General features: G+C 63.5%; 20 protein-coding genes and 1 pseudogene. 13 read left to right on the top strand and 8 right to left on the bottom strand.

Going from position 1 to position 18823, the window contains the following annotated elements; all coding sequences use genetic code 11:
• Window positions 1-19 precede the first annotated feature (19 nt).
• Window positions 20-1576 (top strand): phospholipase D family protein, encoded by a 1557-nt coding sequence (locus tag CAF78_RS17725; RefSeq protein WP_085676469.1) that lies wholly within the window; start codon window positions 20-22, stop codon window positions 1574-1576.
• A gap of 2 nt (window positions 1577-1578) precedes the next feature.
• On the opposite strand, the gene CAF78_RS17720 is transcribed toward CAF78_RS17725, so the two are convergent.
• Window positions 1579-2718 carry an MFS transporter gene (locus CAF78_RS17720; protein WP_085676470.1) on the bottom strand — a complete coding sequence of 380 codons (1140 nt, stop codon included), beginning with the start codon at window positions 2716-2718 and terminating at the stop codon, window positions 1579-1581.
• A gap of 128 nt (window positions 2719-2846) precedes the next feature.
• Entirely contained in the window at window positions 2847-4340 is a 1494-nt protein-coding gene (locus tag CAF78_RS17715) for an aldehyde dehydrogenase (RefSeq protein WP_085676471.1), read from the bottom strand.
• Window positions 4341-4536: 196 nt separating this feature from the next.
• Between CAF78_RS17715 and CAF78_RS17710 the strand changes: the two genes are divergently transcribed.
• On the top strand, window positions 4537-4896 hold the full coding sequence (locus CAF78_RS17710) for a cupin domain-containing protein (protein ID WP_085676472.1): 360 nt from the start codon (window positions 4537-4539) through the stop codon (window positions 4894-4896).
• 71 nt (window positions 4897-4967) lie between these two features.
• On the opposite strand, the gene rpmG is transcribed toward CAF78_RS17710, so the two are convergent.
• Both rpmG and rpmB read right to left on the bottom strand, forming a co-directional pair.
• Window positions 4968-5123, bottom strand: coding sequence for a 50S ribosomal protein L33 (gene rpmG / locus CAF78_RS17705; RefSeq protein WP_003253507.1), 156 nt, complete (start codon window positions 5121-5123; stop codon window positions 4968-4970).
• A gap of 10 nt (window positions 5124-5133) precedes the next feature.
• Complete coding sequence (rpmB, locus tag CAF78_RS17700) at window positions 5134-5370, bottom strand: 50S ribosomal protein L28 (RefSeq protein ID WP_003258972.1); 237 nt, start codon at window positions 5368-5370, stop codon at window positions 5134-5136.
• 361 nt (window positions 5371-5731) lie between these two features.
• On the opposite strand from rpmB, the gene CAF78_RS17695 reads away from it, so the two are divergent.
• Entirely contained in the window at window positions 5732-7321 is a 1590-nt protein-coding gene (locus tag CAF78_RS17695) for an ABC transporter substrate-binding protein (protein WP_085676473.1), read from the top strand.
• A gap of 103 nt (window positions 7322-7424) precedes the next feature.
• Here CAF78_RS17695 and radC read toward each other — a convergent pair whose 3' ends face one another.
• Entirely contained in the window at window positions 7425-8105 is a 681-nt protein-coding gene (gene radC / locus CAF78_RS17690; RefSeq protein WP_085676474.1) for a DNA repair protein RadC, read from the bottom strand.
• A 128-nt stretch (window positions 8106-8233) separates the two neighbouring features.
• Here radC and coaBC point away from each other — a divergent pair, with 128 nt between their 5' ends.
• The 7 genes and pseudogenes from coaBC (at window position 8234) to CAF78_RS17655 (ending at window position 14303) form a co-directional block, all read left to right on the top strand.
• Window positions 8234-9445 (top strand): bifunctional phosphopantothenoylcysteine decarboxylase/phosphopantothenate--cysteine ligase CoaBC, encoded by a 1212-nt coding sequence (gene coaBC / locus CAF78_RS17685; protein WP_027917018.1) that lies wholly within the window; start codon window positions 8234-8236, stop codon window positions 9443-9445.
• 5 nt (window positions 9446-9450) lie between these two features.
• Window positions 9451-9906 (top strand): dUTP diphosphatase, encoded by a 456-nt coding sequence (dut, locus tag CAF78_RS17680; protein WP_085676475.1) that lies wholly within the window; start codon window positions 9451-9453, stop codon window positions 9904-9906.
• Between the two features lie 136 nt (window positions 9907-10042).
• Window positions 10043-11416: pseudogene (locus tag CAF78_RS17675) on the top strand (phosphomannomutase/phosphoglucomutase); the annotation flags it as partial.
• A gap of 30 nt (window positions 11417-11446) precedes the next feature.
• The gene (argB, locus tag CAF78_RS17670; RefSeq protein ID WP_085676477.1) at window positions 11447-12352 is read left to right on the top strand and encodes an acetylglutamate kinase; all 906 of its coding nucleotides are present in this window, start codon (window positions 11447-11449) and stop codon (window positions 12350-12352) included.
• Between the two features lie 218 nt (window positions 12353-12570).
• Window positions 12571-13251, top strand: coding sequence for a CsgG/HfaB family protein (locus CAF78_RS17665; RefSeq protein ID WP_085676478.1), 681 nt, complete (start codon window positions 12571-12573; stop codon window positions 13249-13251).
• A 27-nt stretch (window positions 13252-13278) separates the two neighbouring features.
• Window positions 13279-13647, top strand: a complete 369-nt coding sequence (locus CAF78_RS17660; protein WP_085676479.1) for a DUF4810 domain-containing protein — start codon at window positions 13279-13281, stop codon at window positions 13645-13647.
• Entirely contained in the window at window positions 13644-14303 is a 660-nt protein-coding gene (locus CAF78_RS17655) for a DUF799 domain-containing protein (protein WP_085676480.1), read from the top strand. Before CAF78_RS17660 ends, CAF78_RS17655 begins: the two co-directional genes overlap by 4 nt.
• A gap of 109 nt (window positions 14304-14412) precedes the next feature.
• On the opposite strand, the gene pyrE is transcribed toward CAF78_RS17655, so the two are convergent.
• Window positions 14413-15054 (bottom strand): orotate phosphoribosyltransferase, encoded by a 642-nt coding sequence (gene pyrE, locus CAF78_RS17650; protein ID WP_011536401.1) that lies wholly within the window; start codon window positions 15052-15054, stop codon window positions 14413-14415.
• An 80-nt stretch (window positions 15055-15134) separates the two neighbouring features.
• Here pyrE and CAF78_RS17645 point away from each other — a divergent pair, with 80 nt between their 5' ends.
• A complete protein-coding gene (locus CAF78_RS17645; RefSeq protein WP_008091582.1) occupies window positions 15135-15914 on the top strand; it encodes an exodeoxyribonuclease III in 780 nt (259 codons plus the stop codon).
• A gap of 28 nt (window positions 15915-15942) precedes the next feature.
• Here the strand turns inward: CAF78_RS17645 and CAF78_RS17640 are convergent, their stop codons facing one another.
• Window positions 15943-16311 carry a DUF4870 domain-containing protein gene (locus CAF78_RS17640; RefSeq protein WP_085676481.1) on the bottom strand — a complete coding sequence of 123 codons (369 nt, stop codon included), beginning with the start codon at window positions 16309-16311 and terminating at the stop codon, window positions 15943-15945.
• 23 nt (window positions 16312-16334) lie between these two features.
• Entirely contained in the window at window positions 16335-17057 is a 723-nt protein-coding gene (gene rph / locus CAF78_RS17635) for a ribonuclease PH (RefSeq protein WP_085621521.1), read from the bottom strand.
• Between the two features lie 205 nt (window positions 17058-17262).
• Here rph and CAF78_RS17630 point away from each other — a divergent pair, with 205 nt between their 5' ends.
• Together CAF78_RS17630 and gmk are read left to right on the top strand one after the other, a co-directional pair.
• On the top strand, window positions 17263-18126 hold the full coding sequence (locus tag CAF78_RS17630) for a YicC/YloC family endoribonuclease (RefSeq protein ID WP_085676482.1): 864 nt from the start codon (window positions 17263-17265) through the stop codon (window positions 18124-18126).
• A gap of 13 nt (window positions 18127-18139) precedes the next feature.
• The gene (gene gmk, locus CAF78_RS17625; RefSeq protein ID WP_085676483.1) at window positions 18140-18796 is read left to right on the top strand and encodes a guanylate kinase; all 657 of its coding nucleotides are present in this window, start codon (window positions 18140-18142) and stop codon (window positions 18794-18796) included.
• Window positions 18797-18823: the final 27 nt, after the last annotated feature.

The raw sequence follows: 18823 nt of genomic DNA, 5'->3' as shown, positions 1-18823 counted from the left end.
CGTACAGGACGATCCACCCTTGAGACTCCAGCGAGCCTTGCCTCTGCTGCTGGTGCTGCTGCTCGGCCTCGGCGGCTGTGCCAGTATCGGCACACCCCGCGAAACCAGCCAGGCACTGCCTGCCGGCGAGTCAGCCTTCGGCCGCTCGGTGCTGCGCCAGGCCGCACCCTATGAAGGGCGTTCGGGCTTTCGCCTGCTGCCCAACAGCAACGAGGCCTTCCGTGCCCGCGCAGAGTTGATCCGCAACGCCCAGGCAAGCATCGACCTGCAGTACTACATCGTCCACGATGGCTTGAGCACCCGCGCCCTGGTTCACGAACTGTTGCGTGCAGCCGACCGCGGCGTGCGCGTGCGCATCCTGCTGGACGACACCACCAGCGATGGCCTGGACACCATCATGGGCACCCTGGACGCCCACCCGAACATCCAGATCCGGGTGTTCAACCCGTTGCACCTGGGGCGCAGCACTGGCGTGACGCGTGCCGTCGGCCGTCTGTTCAACCTGTCGCGCCAGCACCGGCGCATGCACAACAAGTTGTTCCTGGTGGACAACAGCATGGCCATCGTCGGCGGGCGCAACCTGGGTGACGAATACTTCGATGCCGAGCCCAACCTCAACTTCACCGACATCGACCTGCTCGGCGTCGGCCCGATCGCCGAGCAACTGGGGCACAGCTTCGATCAGTACTGGAACAGCGCCCTGAGCCGGCCGATCACCGATTTCCTCTGGCGCGCCCCGGATGCCGACGACCTGCGCGCCAGCCGCCAGCGCCTGGAAGTGTCGCTGGCCCAGGCACGGGTGCAACGCAAGGCCCTCTACGACCGGCTCATGTCCTATCAGTCGCAGCCGCGCCTGGATGTATGGCGCAACGAGCTGATCTGGGCCCATGCCCAGGCACTGTGGGATGCACCGAGCAAGGTGCTGGCCGACGATGAGCCGGACCCGCAACTGCTGCTGAGCCAGCAACTGGCACCGGACCTGGCCAGTGTGCACCGCGAGCTGATCCTGATGTCAGCCTATTTTGTGCCGGGCGAGCCGGGCTTGCTGTACCTGACCGGCCGGGCCGACGCCGGGGCTTCGGTGAAGCTGCTGACCAACTCGCTGGAAGCCACCGATGTGCCAGCTGTGCATGGCGGCTATGCCCCCTACCGCCGGGCGCTGCTGGAGCACGGTGTGCAGCTGTTCGAACTGCGTCGCCAGCCGGGCGACCCGACACCCGCGCGCATCAGCTTCCATGGCAGCAGCTCGGACTCGAGCCTGCACACCAAGGCCATCGTGTTCGACCGGCGCAAGACCTTTATCGGCTCGTTCAACTTCGACCCCCGCTCGGTGCTGTGGAACACCGAAGTCGGCGTGCTGGTGGACAGCCCCGAGCTCGCCGAATACACCCGCGAACTGGCCCAGCAGGGTATGGCGCCGGCGCTGAGTTACCAGGTCAGGCTGGTGGATGACAAACTGGTCTGGGCGACCGAGGACAATGGCCAACGGCACATGCTGACATCAGAGCCCGGGGGCATCTGGCGGCGGTTCAATGCCTGGATCAGCAAGGCCGTTGGCCTGGAGAAGATGTTGTAGGCTCAGACCGAGGCGGGCTCGAACGCGCCGCGCCTGCGGGTCAGCAGCACCAGGCCCGCCGCCCCCGCCGCCATCAGCCACAGCAGCGCATGACCGCTGATCCACTGGCTCCCCGCGCCAGCCAGCAACGGCCCGAGCAGGCAACCGATGCCCCATAGCTGCGCGACATGGGCATTGGCCCGCACCAGCGCATCATCGCGGTAGCGCTCGCCGATCAAGATCAGCGACAAGGTGAACAGGCCGCCGGCGCTGGCCCCGAACAGGACCCACAGGGGCCAGATCAGCGGCGTGTCCAGCAGCAGCGGAATCGCCAGGCTGGACACCATCAAGGTCAGCGCACAACCAGTGAACAGCGCCTGCCGTGACATATGGTCGGCCAGTGCACCGATCGGCAACTGCAGCACGGCATCGCCCACCACCACGGTACTGACCATGAACAGGGCAATTTCGGTGCTGAAACCCTGCTGCAGGCAATACACCGGCAACAAGGTGAGAATCATCGCTTCGAAGGCAGCGAACAGGGCGACAGCCCAGGCAATCACCGGCAAGCGGCGGCAGAAGGCGAACAGGTCGCCGAAGGTCACGCTGCAGGCTTCGGTGCTGGGTGCACCACCACGCTTGAGCAGCAGCAAGGGCGCCAGCAGCAACAGCGCGGTGGCGGCCCAGAAGCCGAAGTCATCGTCGGAACCGAGGAAGCCCAGCACCAGCGGCCCGGCCAGCTGGCTCAGGGCGTAGCTGCTGCCATACAGCGCCACCAGGCGGCCGCGCCATTGCTCGACCACCAGCTGGTTGATCCAGCTTTCGCCGAGGATGAACACCACGGTCAACGACATGCCGATCAACAGGCGCAGGGCCAGCCACAACGGGTAGCTCGGTAGCAGGGCCACCAGGCCGATCGACAGCGCCCCGCCCCACAGGCACAGGCGCATCGCCGAGGGCACCCCGACCCAGCCGGCCAGGCGGCTGGCCAGGCTGGCACCGAGCAGTACGCCCAGTGCCGGCATCGCCGCCATCACACCGATGGCGAACCCACCATAGCCCCAGGCTTCAAGACGCAGGGACACCAGCGGCATGCTCACACCGAGCGCGAGCCCGACACTGAGCACCGACGCCAGCACGGCAAAGTAGGTTCCCCAACGCATTGCAGCCTCCCAGGCAGAATTGTGAAGGCCCATTCGCGGGCAAGCCCGCTCCCACAAGTCCACCGCAGGCCTTGAGCGCAGCGGAGTACCTGTGGGAGCGGGCTTGCCCGCGAACAAGGCCTACCGGATTACAGCTTGATCCAGGTCGCCTTCAGCTCGGTGTACTTCTCCAGTGCGTGCAGCGACTTGTCACGGCCGTTGCCCGACTGCTTGAAGCCGCCGAACGGTGCGGTCATGTCGCCACCGTCGTACTGGTTGACCCAGACGCTGCCAGCGCGCACGGCACGGGCGGTCTTGTGGGCCTTGGAGATGTCCGAGGTCCAGATGCCGGCGGCCAGGCCATACGGGGTGTCGTTGGCGATGGCGATGGCTTCTTCGGCGGTGTCGAAGGCGATCACCGACAGCACGGGGCCGAAGATTTCTTCCTGGGCGATGCGCATGGCGTTGGTCACGCCATCGAAGATGGTCGGCTCGACATAGGTGCCACCGGTCTCTTCGAGGGTGCGCTTGCCACCAGCCAGCAGCTTGGCGCCGTCCTTGTGGCCAGCGTCGATGTACGACAGCACGGTGTTCATCTGCTGAGTGTCGACCAGGGCACCGACGGTGGTCTGTGGGTCGAGCGGGTTGCCAGGTTTCCAGCCTTTGAGGGCCTCGACCACCATCGGCAGGAATTTGTCCTTGATCGAGCGCTCGACCAGCAGGCGCGATCCTGCGGTGCAGACTTCGCCCTGGTTGAAGGCGATGGCGCTGGCGGCCGCTTCAGCGGCGGCTTGCAGGTCCGGGGCGTCGGCGAAGACGATGTTCGGGCTCTTGCCACCGGCTTCCAGCCAGATGCGCTTCATGTTCGACTCGCCCGCGTAGACCATCAGCTGCTTGGCGATCTTGGTCGAGCCGGTGAACACCAGGGTGTCGACGTCCATGTGCAGGGCCAGGGCCTTGCCCACGGTGTGGCCGTAGCCTGGCAGCACGTTCAGCACGCCCGCCGGGATGCCGGCTTCAATCGCCAGCTGGGCGATGCGGATGGCGGTCAGCGGGGATTTTTCGGACGGCTTGAGCACCACCGAGTTACCGGTGGCCAGGGCCGGCCCGAGTTTCCAGCAGGCCATCAGCAACGGGAAGTTCCACGGTACGATGGCACCAACCACGCCCACCGGCTCACGGGTAACCAGGCCGAGCTGGTCGTGTGGGGTCGGGGCGACTTCGTCGTAGACTTTGTCGATGGCTTCGGCGGTCCAGTGAATGGCTTGCGCCGCGCCCGGGATGTCGATGCTGGAGGAGTCGCCGATCGGCTTGCCCATGTCCAGGGTTTCCAGCAGCGCCAGCTCTTCGACGTTTTTGCGCAGCAGCTCGGCAAAGCGGATCAGCTTGGCCTTGCGCTTGGCCGGGGCCAGTTGCGACCAGACGCCGGAATCGAAGGTGGCGCGGGCGTTTTCCACGGCGCGGTTGGCGTCGGCCAGGTCGCAGCTGGCGACCTTGGCCAGGAAGCGTCCGTCGACCGGGCTCAGGCAGTCGAATGTTTCACCGGATGCGGCGTCGGTGTATTCGCCGTTGATGAAGGCGCGGCCTTCGATCTTCAGTTGCTGGGCACGTTGTTCCCAGTCCGCACGGGTCAGGGTGGTCATACGAAACTCCTCCTCTTGTTTAGGTGCAACGCCGCACTGAGGACTCACTGGCGTTGTCAGAATTCTGGCCGGGCGACGAGCGCACACGGGCAAGCGATACCCTAAACCAGGCCGGGTAAAGTATCAATATATTTGACACGAACGGCCTAAATGCCTACTGATGTGCATTTTATTAAACAACAACAGGAGCCGCACCATGAGCATCGCCAGCATCATCGACTTCGCCCAGGTTCTCACCGAGGCTGAACGCTACCGCCCGGCGGCGGAAAAAATCCTCAAGGGCGAGCCCGACCAGGCTGTCTACAACCACTATTCCAGCCCCTGCGGGCAGTTCGCCGCAGGCGTCTGGGAAGGTGAGGTGGGGCAATGGACGGTGAACTACACCGAGCATGAATACTGCGAGATCGTGCAGGGTGTTTCGGTGCTGCGCGACCAGGATGGCGGCGCCAAGACCCTGCGTACCGGTGATCGGTTTGTCATCCCGGCAGGCTTCAAGGGCACCTGGGAAGTGCTGGAGCCTTGCCGCAAGATCTATGTGATGTTCGAGCAGAAGTGACCTGAGCCTCGAGCAGGCATAAAAAAACCCGCGTCCTTTCGGATGCGGGTTTTTTTCAGGTCGCCGATCAATTACTTGATCTTGGCTTCCTTGTACACCACGTGCTTGCGAACAACCGGATCGTATTTCTTGATCTCGATTTTGTCCGGAGTGGTGCGCTTGTTCTTGTCGGTGGTGTAGAAGTGGCCAGTGCCAGCACTCGAAACCAGACGGATCAATTCACGCATGACGTTCTCCTTAGAACTTTTCGCCGCGAGCGCGCAGCTCGGCCAGCACTACGTCGATACCACGCTTGTCAATAACGCGCATGCCTTTGGCGGATACGCGCAGACGCACGAAACGCTTCTCGGACTCAACCCAGAAACGGTGGTGCTGCAGGTTCGGCAGGAAACGACGACGGGTTTTGTTGTTTGCGTGGGAAATGTTGTTCCCGGTTACTGGACCCTTACCAGTAACTTGACAGACTCTCGACATGACTCAGCCCTCTAAAACCACATGCCCAACCCGGCATGGGTTGGCCGCTTAATCTCTCAGTCTTTGGCGCCAGGCGCCGTGATTCTGGAGGTCTTATCGACCGGATCCGCTGATGCGACAGGCCGAGCCCCTAGAAAAGAGCGCTGCTTTATACCAGAAAGACTACGCCGCAACAACAGAAGATGAGCTTCCATGTGCTGAAAATCGCGCGTGAGCAGCATAACGACTCGCCCGGCGCACTGTCGACCGCTCGTCGCCAAGCACCTGAAAAAGAAGGTGGTCATTTCCGAAAACGCACACTAGGGTAGGACGTTTCCAGACTGCACCGGCAGATGGGCCACTGACCAGCCAAGGAGCCACGATGCGTGCTGCCGCCCTTTCCTTATTGTTCACTTCCCTGCTTGCCGCAGGCGCTGCCCAGGCCGCACCGCTGACCGTGTGCAGCGAGGCCAGCCCCGAAGGCTTCGATGTGGTTCAGTACAACTCGCTGACCACCACCAACGCCTCGGCCGACGTGCTGATGAACCGCCTGGTGGAATTCGATGCGGCCCAGGGCAAGGTCGTGCCGAGCCTGGCGCAGAGCTGGAGCGTTTCGGCCGACGGCCTGGTCTATGACTTCAAGCTGCGCGAGGGCATCAAGTTCCACACCACGCCGTACTTCAAGCCGACCCGTGAGCTGAATGCCGACGACGTGCTGTTCAGTTTCCAGCGCATGCTCTACCCCGCCCATGCCTGGCACAAGACCGCCCCGGGCGGCTACCCGCACGCCCAGTCGCTGCAACTGGGTAGCCTGATCAAGGCCATCGAGGCCCCAGAGCCCAACACCGTGCGCTTCACCCTGACCCACGCCGACGCCACCTTCCTGGCCACCCTGAGCATGGGCTTCGCCTCGATCTACTCGGCCGAATACGCCGACAAGCTGCTCAAGGAAGGCAGCCCGGAAAAACTCAACAGCCAGCCGATCGGCACCGGCCCGTTCGTGTTCCAGCGCTTCCAGAAGGACGCCGTGGTGCGCTATCGCGCCAACCCGGATTACTTCGCCGGCAAGCCGGCCGTCGACCCACTGATTTTCGCCATCACCACCGACGCCAATGTGCGCCTGCAGAAGCTCAAGCGCAACGAATGCCAGGTGGCCCTGTCACCCAAGCCGCTGGATATCGCCGAAGCTGGCAAGGACGGCAACCTCAAGGTTGCCACCACCCCGGCGTTCATGACGGCCTTTGTCGCCATCAACAGCGAACACCCGCCGCTGGACAAGCCTGAGGTGCGCCAGGCGATCAACCTGGCCTTCGACAAGCAGGCCTACCTCAAGGCCGTGTTCGAAGACACCGCCACCGCTGCCAATGGCCCCTACCCGCCCAACACCTGGAGCTACGCCAAGGACCTGCCCGGCTACCCGCTGGATTTGGCAAAGGCCAAGGCACTGCTGGCCAAGGCCGGCCTGGCTGAAGGTTTCAACACCACCCTCTGGACCCGCCCGTCGGGCAGCCTGCTGAACCCCAACCCGAGCCTGGGGGCACAGATGCTCCAGGCCGACCTGGCGAAGATCGGCATCAAGGCCGAGATCCGCGTGATCGAGTGGGGCGAGCTGATCCGCCGCGCCAAAGCGGGCGAGCATGACCTGTTGTTCATGGGCTGGGCCGGTGACAACGGCGACCCGGACAACTTCCTCAGCCCGCAGTTTTCCTGCGCGGCCGTGCAATCTGGGACTAACTTTGCACGCTTCTGCGACAACCGCCTGGACCAGCTGATCGGTGCCGGTCGCACCACCAACGACCAGAGCGTGCGCAGCCGGCTGTACCAGCAGGCGCAGACCTTGATCCAACAGCAGGCGCTGTGGGTGCCGCTGGCGCATCCGACAGCGGCGACGCTGTTGCGCCAAGGTGTCGAGGGGTACCAGGTCAGCCCGTTCGGGCGGCTGGACTTCAGCAAGGTGTCGGTGACCAAGTAAGCCTGCCCCGGCCTCTTCGCGGGCTTGCCCGCTCCCACAGGGATCGCACCCACCTGTAGGAGCGGGCGTGCCCGCGAAGAGGCCGGTACAGACTGCACAATACCTAGGCCACGATCCAGCCTTGCTCGACCATCGACAGCGGCTCCCCATCACCGATGATGATGTGGTCCAGCACCCGTACATCGATCAACCCCAACCCGCGCTTCAGCGACAGCGTCAGGTGCACATCATCCTGGCTCGGCTCGCTGTGCCCCGAGGGATGGTTGTGACACAGGATCAGCGCCGCCGCATTGTGCTGCAACGCCCGGCGCACCACTTCGCGCGGATAGACGCTTGCACGGTCTATCGTGCCCCTGAACAGGATCTCGAACGCCAGCGGCCGGTGCTTGGTATCCAGAAACAGGCAGCCGAACACCTCGCTCACTTCGTGGCGCAGCATGGATTTCAGATAGCGTCGCACTGCCACCGGGCTATCCATGACCGACTCGCGCTCAAGGGCGGTCGCCAGGTGCCTGCGCCCGATCTCCAGTAACGCCTGCAGCTGGCTGTACCTTACCGGGCCCAGCCCAAGCTCGCCGACGAAGGCTTCACGGTCGGCCTCCAGCAACTGGCGCAAGCTGCCGAACCTCACCAGCAGGCCTCGGGCCAGCTCCACGACATTGCGCCCACGCACGCCCGAGCCGAGAAACACGGCCAGCAATTCCGCGTCGGTCAGGCTTCCCGCCCCGCGCTGCAACAACTTCTCCCTCGGCCGCTCTTCAGCCGGCCATTCCCTGATATTCATCCCTGCTCCCTGCCCTTGCTGCGGCCCGTTTCGGCCCTGTGTTAATCTATTTCGCCTCGTACATGCGACGTTCTGCCGCAGGCATTTGCAAACGTCGCCGCCCGCTCTCACTGGAAAAAGGCAAGCCTATGCAGCGGCTGTATCGCAAGCGCATCGTTCTCGGCGTCGGAGGTGGCATTGCCGCCTACAAGAGTGCCGAGCTGATTCGCCGACTCCTTGAGCACGGCGCGCAGGTGCGCGTCGTCATGACCCGTGGTGGTGCCGAGTTCATCACCCCGCTGACCCTGCAGGCGCTGTCCGGCCACCCGGTGCACATGGATCTGCTCGACCCTGCCGCCGAAGCGGCCATGGGCCACATCGAACTGGCCAAGTGGGCCGACCTGGTGCTGATCGCCCCGGCCACCGCCGACCTCATGGCGCGCCTGGCCCAAGGCATGGCCGACGACCTGCTGACCACCCTGGTACTGGCCACCGACGCCACCGTGGCCGTGGCCCCGGCGATGAACCAGGCGATGTGGCGCGACCCGGCCACCCAGGCCAACCTCGAACTGCTCAAGAGCCGTGGCATCCAGGTGTTCGGCCCGGCCTCCGGCAGCCAGGCCTGTGGCGACGTGGGCCTCGGGCGCATGCTCGAAGCCACCGACCTGGCCTGGTGCGCGGCGGAGAGCTTCAAGCGCCAGGCGCTGACCGGCAAGCACGTGCTGATCACCGCCGGCCCGACCCAGGAAAACATCGACCCGGTGCGCTACATCACCAATCATAGCTCCGGGAAGATGGGCTTCGCCCTGGCCGAAGCGGCCGCCGAAGCCGGTGCTCGGGTGACCCTGGTGACTGGGCCTGTGCATCTGCCGACCCCCGATCGCGTACAGCGGATCGACGTGGTCAGCGCACGGGACATGCTCGCAGCCTGTGAAGCCGCCATGCCGTGCGACCTGTTCATCGCTTCCGCGGCGGTCGCGGACTACCGCCCAGAGGTAGTCGCCCCGCAAAAGCTCAAGAAGGATCCTACGACCGGCGACGGCATGCTGCTGCAGATGGTGCGCAATCCCGATATCCTTGCCACCCTCGCTGGCCGCGCCGACCGCCCGTTCAGCGTCGGCTTCGCCGCCGAGACCGAACACTTGCTCGATTACGCCACGCGCAAGCTCAAGGACAAGAACCTCGACCTGATCGTCGCCAATGATGTGGCCAACCCCAGCATCGGCTTCAACAGCGAGGAAAACGCCTTGACCGTGATCGACCGCCAGCAGCACCAGACCCTCTTCGCGCAGACCAGCAAGGGCAAGATCGCCCGGCAACTGGTCGCCTTCATCGCCGAACGGCTCAATCAGGTTCAATAAGTTACATGCACGCTCTTCAAGCCAAGATCCTCGACCCACGCCTGGGCAGCGAATTCCCGCTGCCGCAATACGCAACGCCAGGCTCCGCCGGCCTCGACCTGCGCGCCCTGCTGAAAGAGGACACCGTCCTCGAGCCGGGCCAGACCCTGCTGATCCCTACCGGCCTGTCGATCTACATCGGCGACCCGGGCCTGGCGGCCATGATCCTGCCGCGCTCGGGCCTGGGCCATAAACACGGCATCGTGCTCGGCAACCTGGTCGGCCTGATCGACTCGGACTACCAGGGCGAGCTGATGGTGTCGTGCTGGAACCGTGGCAACACGCCGTTCACCATCGCCGTCGGTGAGCGCATCGCACAACTTGTCCTGGTGCCTGTGGTACAAGCGCATTTCGACATCGTCGAGCGCTTCGACGAGAGCCAGCGCGGCACGGGCGGCTTCGGCCACTCCGGTAGCCACTGAGCCGGCCAACGACCGTTCAGGCCAAGGATGGCGAACTCTCTGGCGATTCCACCGTCCAAGCGTTCAGTTTGCGCCTGCCCAGAAAAGCCTTTGACTAATGGAGTTTCCCGAGATGAACGACATGGCCCACCTGGTCCCGGCACTGCCGGAAAGCATTTTCCGCGCCTATGACATCCGTGGCGTGGTCGGCAAGACCCTGCACGGCGAAACCGCCTACTGGATCGGCCGCGCCATCGGCGCGCAGACCATCGCCCAGGGCGAACCGCAGATTTCCGTTGGCCGCGATGGCCGCCTGTCCGGCCCGATGCTGGTCGAACAACTGATCCAGGGCCTGGTCGATGCCGGTTGCCAGGTCAGCGACGTCGGCCTGGTGCCGACCCCGGCGCTGTACTTCGCCGCCAACGTGCTGGCCGGCAAGTCCGGCGTGATGCTCACGGGCAGCCACAACCCGTCGGACTACAACGGTTTCAAGATCGTCATCGCTGGCGACACCTTGGCCAACGAGCAGATCCAGGCCCTGCTGACCCGCCTGAAGAGCAACGACGTGCCCCGTGGCGAAGGCCGCGTGCAGAAGGTCGAGATCCTCGACCGCTACTTCCAGCAGATCGTCGGCGACGTGAAGCTGGCGAAAAAGCTCAAGGTCGTGGTCGATTGCGGCAACGGCGCTGCTGGCGTGATTGCACCACAGCTGATCGAAGCGCTGGGCTGCGAGGTCATCCCGCTGTTCTGCGAGGTTGACGGCAACTTCCCCAACCACCACCCGGACCCGGGCAAGCCGGAAAACCTCGAAGACCTGATCGCCAAGGTCAAGGAAACCGGTGCCGACATCGGCCTGGCCTTCGACGGCGACGGTGACCGCGTTGGCGTGGTGACCAACACCGGCAGCATCGTCTACCCTGACCGCCTGCTGATGCTGTTTGCCCAGGACGTGCTGGCGCGCAACCCGGGCGCCGAGATCATCTTCGACGTCAAATGCACCCGCCGCCTGACCCCGCTGATCGAGCAGCACGGTGGCCGCGCCCTGATGTGGAAGACCGGCCACTCGCTGATCAAGAAGAAGATGAAGCAGACCGGCTCGCTGCTGGCTGGCGAGATGAGCGGGCACATCTTCATCAAGGAACGCTGGTACGGTTTCGACGACGGCATCTACAGTGCCGCGCGCCTGCTGGAAATCCTCAGCAAGGCTTCGCAGAACGCCGAAGACCTGTTCGCCGCCTTCCCGAACGATATTTCCACGCCGGAAATCAATATTGATGTGACCGACGAGGGTAAATTCAGCATCATTGATGCACTGCAACGCGACGCCGAATGGGGCGATGCCAACCTGACCACCATCGACGGTGTGCGGGTCGACTACGCCAAAGGCTGGGGCCTGGTTCGCGCCTCCAACACCACACCGGTGCTGGTGCTGCGCTTCGAGGCCGAAAGCGCCGCCGAGTTGCAACGTATCAAGGATGTTTTCCGCGCCCAGTTGCTGCGGGTTGCCCCTGAGCTGCAACTGCCGTTCTGACCGACTATCTGTTCCTTACAGGAGCCCTGCATGACCCTCGATCGCGATGCCGCTTCCCATGTAGCCGAGGTTTTGTCCGAAGCACTGCCTTACATCCGCCGCTTTGTCGGCAAGACCCTGGTGATCAAGTACGGCGGCAACGCGATGGAGAGCGAAGAGCTCAAGACCGGCTTTGCCCGTGACATCGTGCTGATGAAGGCCGTGGGCATCAACCCGGTGGTCGTGCACGGTGGCGGCCCGCAGATCGGCGACCTGCTCAAGCGCCTGTCGATCGAGAGCCACTTCATCGATGGCATGCGCGTCACCGACGCCGCAACCATGGACGTGGTGGAAATGGTCCTCGGCGGCCAGGTCAACAAGGACATCGTCAACCTGATCAACCGCCACGGCGGCAGCGCCATCGGCCTGACCGGCAAGGATGCCGAGCTGATCCGGGCGAAGAAGCTCACCGTCACCCGTCAGACCCCGGAGATGACCCAGCCGGAAATCATCGACATCGGCCACGTCGGCGAAGTGGTCAGCGTCAACACCGACCTGCTGAACATGCTGGTGAAGGGCGACTTCATCCCGGTGATCGCGCCGATCGGCGTGGGCGCCAACGGTGAGTCGTACAACATCAACGCCGACCTGGTGGCGGGCAAGGTGGCCGAAGCGCTGAAGGCTGAAAAGCTGATGCTGCTGACCAACATCGCCGGCCTGATGGACAAGCAGGGCCAGGTCCTGACCGGCCTGACCACCGAGCAGGTCAACGAACTGATCGCCGACGGCACCATCTACGGCGGCATGCTGCCGAAGATCAAGTGCGCACTGGAAGCGGTCCAGGGCGGCGTCAACAGCTCGCACATCATCGATGGTCGCGTGCCGAACGCGGTGCTGCTGGAGATCTTCACCGACAGCGGCGTAGGCACTCTGATCACCAACCGCAAGCGTCACTGATCCCTTTGTAGTACCGGGCGGGGCAAGCCGGCTCTCACGCCGCCGAAAGGCACGTGATGGTGGCTTGCCCCGCTTTGCATCCGCTGGATGCACGTAGGTGGATAGCCAACTGCCATCAATCTTCATGTTTACCCGTCAAGATTCCCGACCGGCAGCCGAGACAACATGGCAGAATGCATACGCATTGCAAATTGCCACTATCCATTTGGAGTACACGCGTGAAATTCGCATCACAAGGACTCGTGCTGGCAGCCGCCCTGGCTGTCGGGTCCATCGCCGGTTGTGCCACCGAAACTTCCACCGCTGTTGCCGTGCAACAGGTCGAAAGCGTCAGCCGCCCCTACAGCGGAGTGCGCGCGCCGATTGCCGTGGGCAAGTTCGACAACCGCTCCAGCTACATGCGCGGCATCTTCTCCGACGGCGTAGACCGCCTCGGCGGCCAGGCCAAGACCATCCTGATCACCCACCTGCAGCAGACCAACCGCTTCAACGTGCTCGATCGCGACAACATGAGCGAGATCCAGCAGGAAGCGGCGATCAAGGGCCAGGCCCAACGCCTGAAAGGTGCTGACTTCGTGGTGACCGGCGACGTTACCGAATTCGGCCGCAAGGAAGTGGGCGATCACCAGCTGTTCGGCATCCTCGGCCGCGGCAAGACCCAGATCGCCTATGCCAAGGTAGCGCTGAACATCGTCAACATCAGCACCTCCGAGGTGGTCTATTCGAGCCAGGGTGCGGGCGAGTACGCCCTGTCCAACCGCGAGATCATCGGCTTCGGCGGCACCGCCAGCTACGACTCGACGCTGAACGGCAAGGTCCTCGACCTGGCCATGCGTGAAGCCGTGAACAAGCTGGTCAACGCGGTCGAAAGCGGCCAGTGGAACCCCAAGGCTCAGTAACCGAGTCACTCCAGTAAGGACACACCGATGACGATCACCCTCCCGGCCTTGCGCAACTGCGCGGGCCTCGTGCTGGGCGGCCTGCTGCTGGCCGGCTGCAGCGGCCCGAAGACTCTGTACCAGTGGGAAAGCTACCAGCCCCAGGTCTACGGCTACCTAAAAGGCGACTCGAAAGAAGAACAGGTCATCGCCCTGGAGCGCGATCTGGAAAAGATCAAGGCCAAGAACGGCGCCGTGCCGCCGGGCTATCACGCTCAGTTGGGCCTGCTGTACTCCAGCCTGGGCAAGGATGACCAGATGATCCAGCAGTTCCGCACCGAGAAGGCCCTGTTCCCGGAATCGGCGGCGTACATGGACTTCCTGATGAGCAACGCCAGCAAGAGAACCCAGCAATGATCAAGCGCCTGACCCAACTGCTCGTCGGCGCCTGCGTGCTGGCACTGTTCGCCGGCTGCGCTGAGCGCAAGACCATCGACTATTCGGCCTACAAACAGAGCCGGCCAAAGTCGATCCTGATCCTGCCGCCGCTGAACGAATCGCCGGACGTGAAGGCGACCTACAGCATGCTGTCGCAAGTCACCTATCCGTTGGCGGAAGCCGGCTACTACGTGATGCCGGTGGCACTGGTGGACGAAACCTTCCGCCAGAACGGCCTGACCACGCCAGCCGACATCCATCAGCTGCCGACCACCAAGCTGCATGAAATCTTCGGCGCCGATGCCGGCCTGTACGTGACCGTGTCGGACTACGGCACCCGCTACATGGTGCTGAGCAGCGCGACCATCGTCACTGCCAGCGCCAAGCTGATCGACCTGAAGACCGGCACCACGCTGTGGACCGGCACTGCCACGGCTTCCAGCCAGGAGAACCAGCAGAATCAGGGCGGTCTCATCGGCATGCTGATCACCGCGGCGGTGAACCAGATCATCAGCAGCGTGCAGGACGATGCCGGCTACCCGATCGCCGGCATGACCAGCACGCGGTTGCTGACGCCGTATGCCAATGGCGGCATTCTCTACGGGCCGCGCTCGCCCAAGTACGGCACTGACTGAGTGAGCCCTCAGCGGCCTGTTCGTGGTTTTGCCCGCGAACAGGCCGGAGCAGGCGGCACAAAAAAGGCGACCTTCCAGGAAGGTCGCCTTTTTCATTACCAGGCCAGGATCAGATCCCGTACTGCGCCCGGTACGCTTCGACAGCCGGCAGGTGCTGCTTGAGCTGCGGGTCATCGGCCAGGAACTCCAGCACCTGGGTCAGCGAGACGATGCTGACCACCGGAATGCCGAAGTCGCGCTCCACTTCCTGGATCGCCGACAGCTCGCCATTGCCGCGCTCTTCGCGGTTCAGCGCGATCAGTACGCCAGCGGCCTTGGCCTGCTGGGCGTTGATGATCTGCATCACCTCACGGATGGCGGTACCGGCGGTGATCACGTCGTCGATGATCAGCACATCACCGGCCAGCGGTGCGCCCACCAGGCTGCCGCCTTCGCCGTGATCCTTGGCTTCCTTGCGGTTGAAGCACCACGGCACATCGAGCTGATGCTGCTCGGCCAGGGCCACGGCAGTCGCCGCCGCCAGGGGGATACCCTTGTAGGCAGGGCCAAACAGCACGTCGAACGGGATCTTGCTGTCGACGATGGCTGCCGCGTAGCAACGGCCCAGTTGCGCAAGGGCAGAACCGGTGTTGAACAGGCCGGCATTGAAGAAATACGGGCTGGTACGCCCCGATTTCAGGGTGAATTCACCGAAGCGCAGCACGCCGCGATCGATGGCAAAACGGATGAAGTCGCGCTGATACGGCTGCATGTAAGGTCCCGGACACCACGGATTTAGCTAAATGGGTTGAGCTCGGGTATCATACACGCACGAGATTTTTGGGGCCATTTATGCGGATCATCAGTGTGAACGTGAATGGCATTCAGGCTGCGGCCGAGCGTGGATTGCTCAGCTGGCTGCAAGCCCAGAATGCCGACGTCATCTGCCTTCAGGATACCCGCGCCTCGGCCTTTGAACTCGACGACCCAGCTTTCCAGCTCGATGGCTATTTCCTTTATGCCTGCGACGCGGAGGTACCCGCCCAAGGTGGCGTGGCACTGTACTCGCGCATGCAGCCCAAGGCAGTCATCACCGGCCTGGGTTTCGAGACAGCCGACCGCTACGGGCGTTACCTGCAAGCAGATTTCGACAAAGTCAGTATTGCCAGCCTGCTGCTGCCTTCGGGCATGAACGGCGACGAAGACCTGAACCAGAAGTTCAAGTTGATGGACGACTTCGCCAAGTACCTGGACAAGCAGCGTCGCAAGCGTCGTGAATACATCTATTGCGGCTCGTTCTACGTGGCGCAGCAGAAGCTCGACATCAAGAACTGGCGTGACAGCCAGCAGTCGCCAGGCTTCCTGCCGCCAGAGCGGGCGTGGATGGATGCGATCACCGGTGACATGGGCTACGTCGATGCCCTGCGTGAAGTCAGCCGTGAAGGCGACCAGTACAGCTGGTGGCCGGACAACGAACAGGCCGAGATGCTCAACCTGGGCTACCGGTTCGACTACCAGATCCTCACCCCGGGCCTGCGCCGCTTCGTGCGCAATGCCCGGTTGCCGCGTCAGCCGCGCTTCTCCCAGCATGCGCCGCTGATCGTCGACTATGACTGGACGTTGACCATCTGAAGAAAGGGCCGCGAAAGCGGCCCTTTTTTTATTTGATCGGTCGCCAGATGAAGGGATAGCGGTATGCCTTGCCTTCATTGGCCCTGACGGCCGCCAGGATGATCAGGATCAACACCGCCAGCATCAGGATCGGCAACAGCACGATACCGATGGCCACGAACATCAGGGCGGTACAGACGAACCCGGCAATCGTCACGCTGATCTGGAAGTTCAGCGCTTCTTTGCCCTGGGCATCGATGAAAGGGTCCTGCTCGCGCTTGAGGTGCCACAGCACCAGCGGGCCCAGCAGGTGCCCGAGGGGCACCACCAGGCCAAGCAGCGCGGAAAGATGGCAGAACATCGCCCACTGCCGGACTTCGGCATTGGGCGGGGTGACCGACAGTTCGGAATCGCTCATGCCCCGCACCTCCTTGGCTGGGATCAGTCGGCCAGCGCGGCCTGCTGCAGTTCGAAGATTTCGTTCATGCCCTTTTGCGCCAGCGCCAGCATGGCGTTGAAGTCTTCAGGCTGGAACGGCGCGCCTTCGGCGGTGCCCTGTACCTCGATGAAACCACCGGCGCTGGTCATGACCACGTTCAAGTCGGTTTCAGCAGCCGAGTCTTCCAGGTAGTCCAGGTCGAGCACCGCTTCGCCCTGGTACATGCCAACCGATACGGCAGCGATCATGTGCTTGAGCGGGTTGCCGGCCTTCAGGCCACCGCGTTTCTTGATCACGGCCAGGGCGTCGCACAGGGCGACCATGGCACCGGTGATCGAAGCGGTACGGGTACCGCCATCGGCCTGGATCACGTCGCAGTCGATGTACAGGGTGATGTCACCGAGCTTGCTCATGTCCAGCGCGGCGCGCAGCGAACGGCCGATCAGGCGCTGGATTTCCAGGGTGCGGCCACCTTGCTTGCCACGGCTGGCTTCGCGCTGGTTACGCTCACCGGTAGAGCGCGGCAGCATGCCGTACTCAGCGGTCAGCCAGCCTTGGCCCTGGCCTTTCAGGAAGCGCGGCACGCCGTTTTCGACGCTGACCGTGCAGATGACCTTGGTGTCACCGAACTCGACCAGTACCGACCCTTCGGCGTGCTTGGTGTAGTTGCGGGTGATGCGGATCGAGCGGAGCTGATCGGCGGCGCGACCACTTGGACGTTTCATCTGGGATACCTGTACTGGGACTTTGAATCTGCCCGCCATTATAGAGCCCGTCGCCCACAGAGGACATGCCTATTGTCGCGCTCCCGGCAGCCTGTCGCCTTTTCCCACTCGCTGGCACGCGCTCTGTAACATGGGTGGATTGGGCGCCACGTGCGCACTGCGCTACAATCGCGCGCCTTCAATTCATTTAAGCGAGGTCCTTCCCATGGTGCACAGCATGACCGCTTTTGCTCGTGTCGAGCGCGCAGGCAGCCAAGGCACCCTGGTCTGGGAATTGCGCTCGGTCAACCACCGTTACCTTGAACCTCACCTGCGCCTGCCGGACGCCCTGCGCGACCTCGAAGGCGCGGTGCGTGAAGGCCTGCGCCAGGGCCTGTCGCGCGGCAAGGTCGAATGCACCCTGCGCCTGCACGAAGACAGCAACGGCAAGCCGCTCAAGGTCGACCGCGAGCGCGCCGCGCAGCTGGTCGCTGCCGCCGAGGAGGTGGCCGGCCTGATCAAGCAGCCGGCTGCACTCAACCCGCTTGAAGTGCTGTCCTGGCCGGGCGTGCTGGTGGCCGACGCCACTGACCCTCAGGCCCTGAACGCCGAAGCCGTGGCGCTGTTCGACGAGGCCTTGGCCGAACTCAAGGCCGGGCGTCTGCGCGAAGGCCAGGAACTGGCCCGGCTGATCAACGAACGCCTGGACAACATGACCACCGAGGTCACCACCCTGCGCGCCCTGGTGCCGCAGATGCTCGCCGCCCAACGGCAGAAGATCATCGACCGCTTCGGCGACCTCAAGGCCGAGCTCGACCCGCAGCGCCTGGAGCAGGAGATGGTGCTGCTGGCGCAGAAGAGCGACGTTGCCGAAGAGCTCGACCGCCTCAGCACCCACGTCAACGAGGTGCGCCGGGTGCTCAAGTCCGGAGGTGCCGCCGGTCGGCGCCTGGACTTCCTGATGCAGGAACTCAACCGTGAAGCCAACACCCTGGGCTCCAAGGCCTTCGACCCACGCAGCACGCAAGCGGCGGTCAACCTGAAGGTGTTGATCGAACAGATGCGTGAACAAGTACAGAACATCGAGTAAGGCCAACCCGACCATGAAGCAAAGCAGCGGCACCCTCTATATCGTTTCGGCACCGTCCGGCGCCGGCAAGACCAGCCTGGTCACCGCCCTGATCAAGGCCGACCCGCGCGTCAGCGTCTCGGTCTCGCACACCACCCGTGCCATGCGCCCGGGCGAGCAGCATGGGGTGAACTACCACTTCGTCAGCCATGACGATTTCAAGGGGCTGATCACCCAGGGTGACTTCCTCGAGCACGCCGAAGTGTTCGGCAATTTCTACGGGACTTCGCGCAGCGCGCTGCAAGAGGTGCTGGACCAGGGCAATGACCTGATCCTGGAAATCGACTGGCAAGGCGCCCAGCAGGTACGCAAGCTGATGCCCGAAGCGCGTTCGGTGTTCATCCTGCCGCCGAGCCAGCAGGCCCTGCGCGAGCGCCTGGACGGCCGCGGCCAGGACAGCGAGGAGATCATCGCCGGGCGCATGAAGGAAGCGGTCAGCGAGATGGTGCACTACGACGAATATGAGTACGTCATCATCAATGACGACTTCGACGTGGCCTTGGAGGACTTGAAGGCTGTGTTCGTGGCTAACCGTGAAGGTGGTTCTGCCGTGGTTGCACGAGCCGAAGAACTGAAGCTGGAAAAACAGCAGCAGCGCCATGCAGCACTGCTGAAGCAATTGATCGGTTGAAGATCCCATTGGGGCTGCTTTGCAGCC

Origin of the sequence: Pseudomonas sp. R28(2017) (genome assembly GCF_002112505.1) — a bacterium.
Classification (GTDB): Bacteria; Pseudomonadota; Gammaproteobacteria; order Pseudomonadales; family Pseudomonadaceae; genus Aquipseudomonas.
The sequence above is the reverse complement of the archived record's forward strand: the minus strand, read 5'-3'. Positions and strand labels throughout refer to the sequence as shown.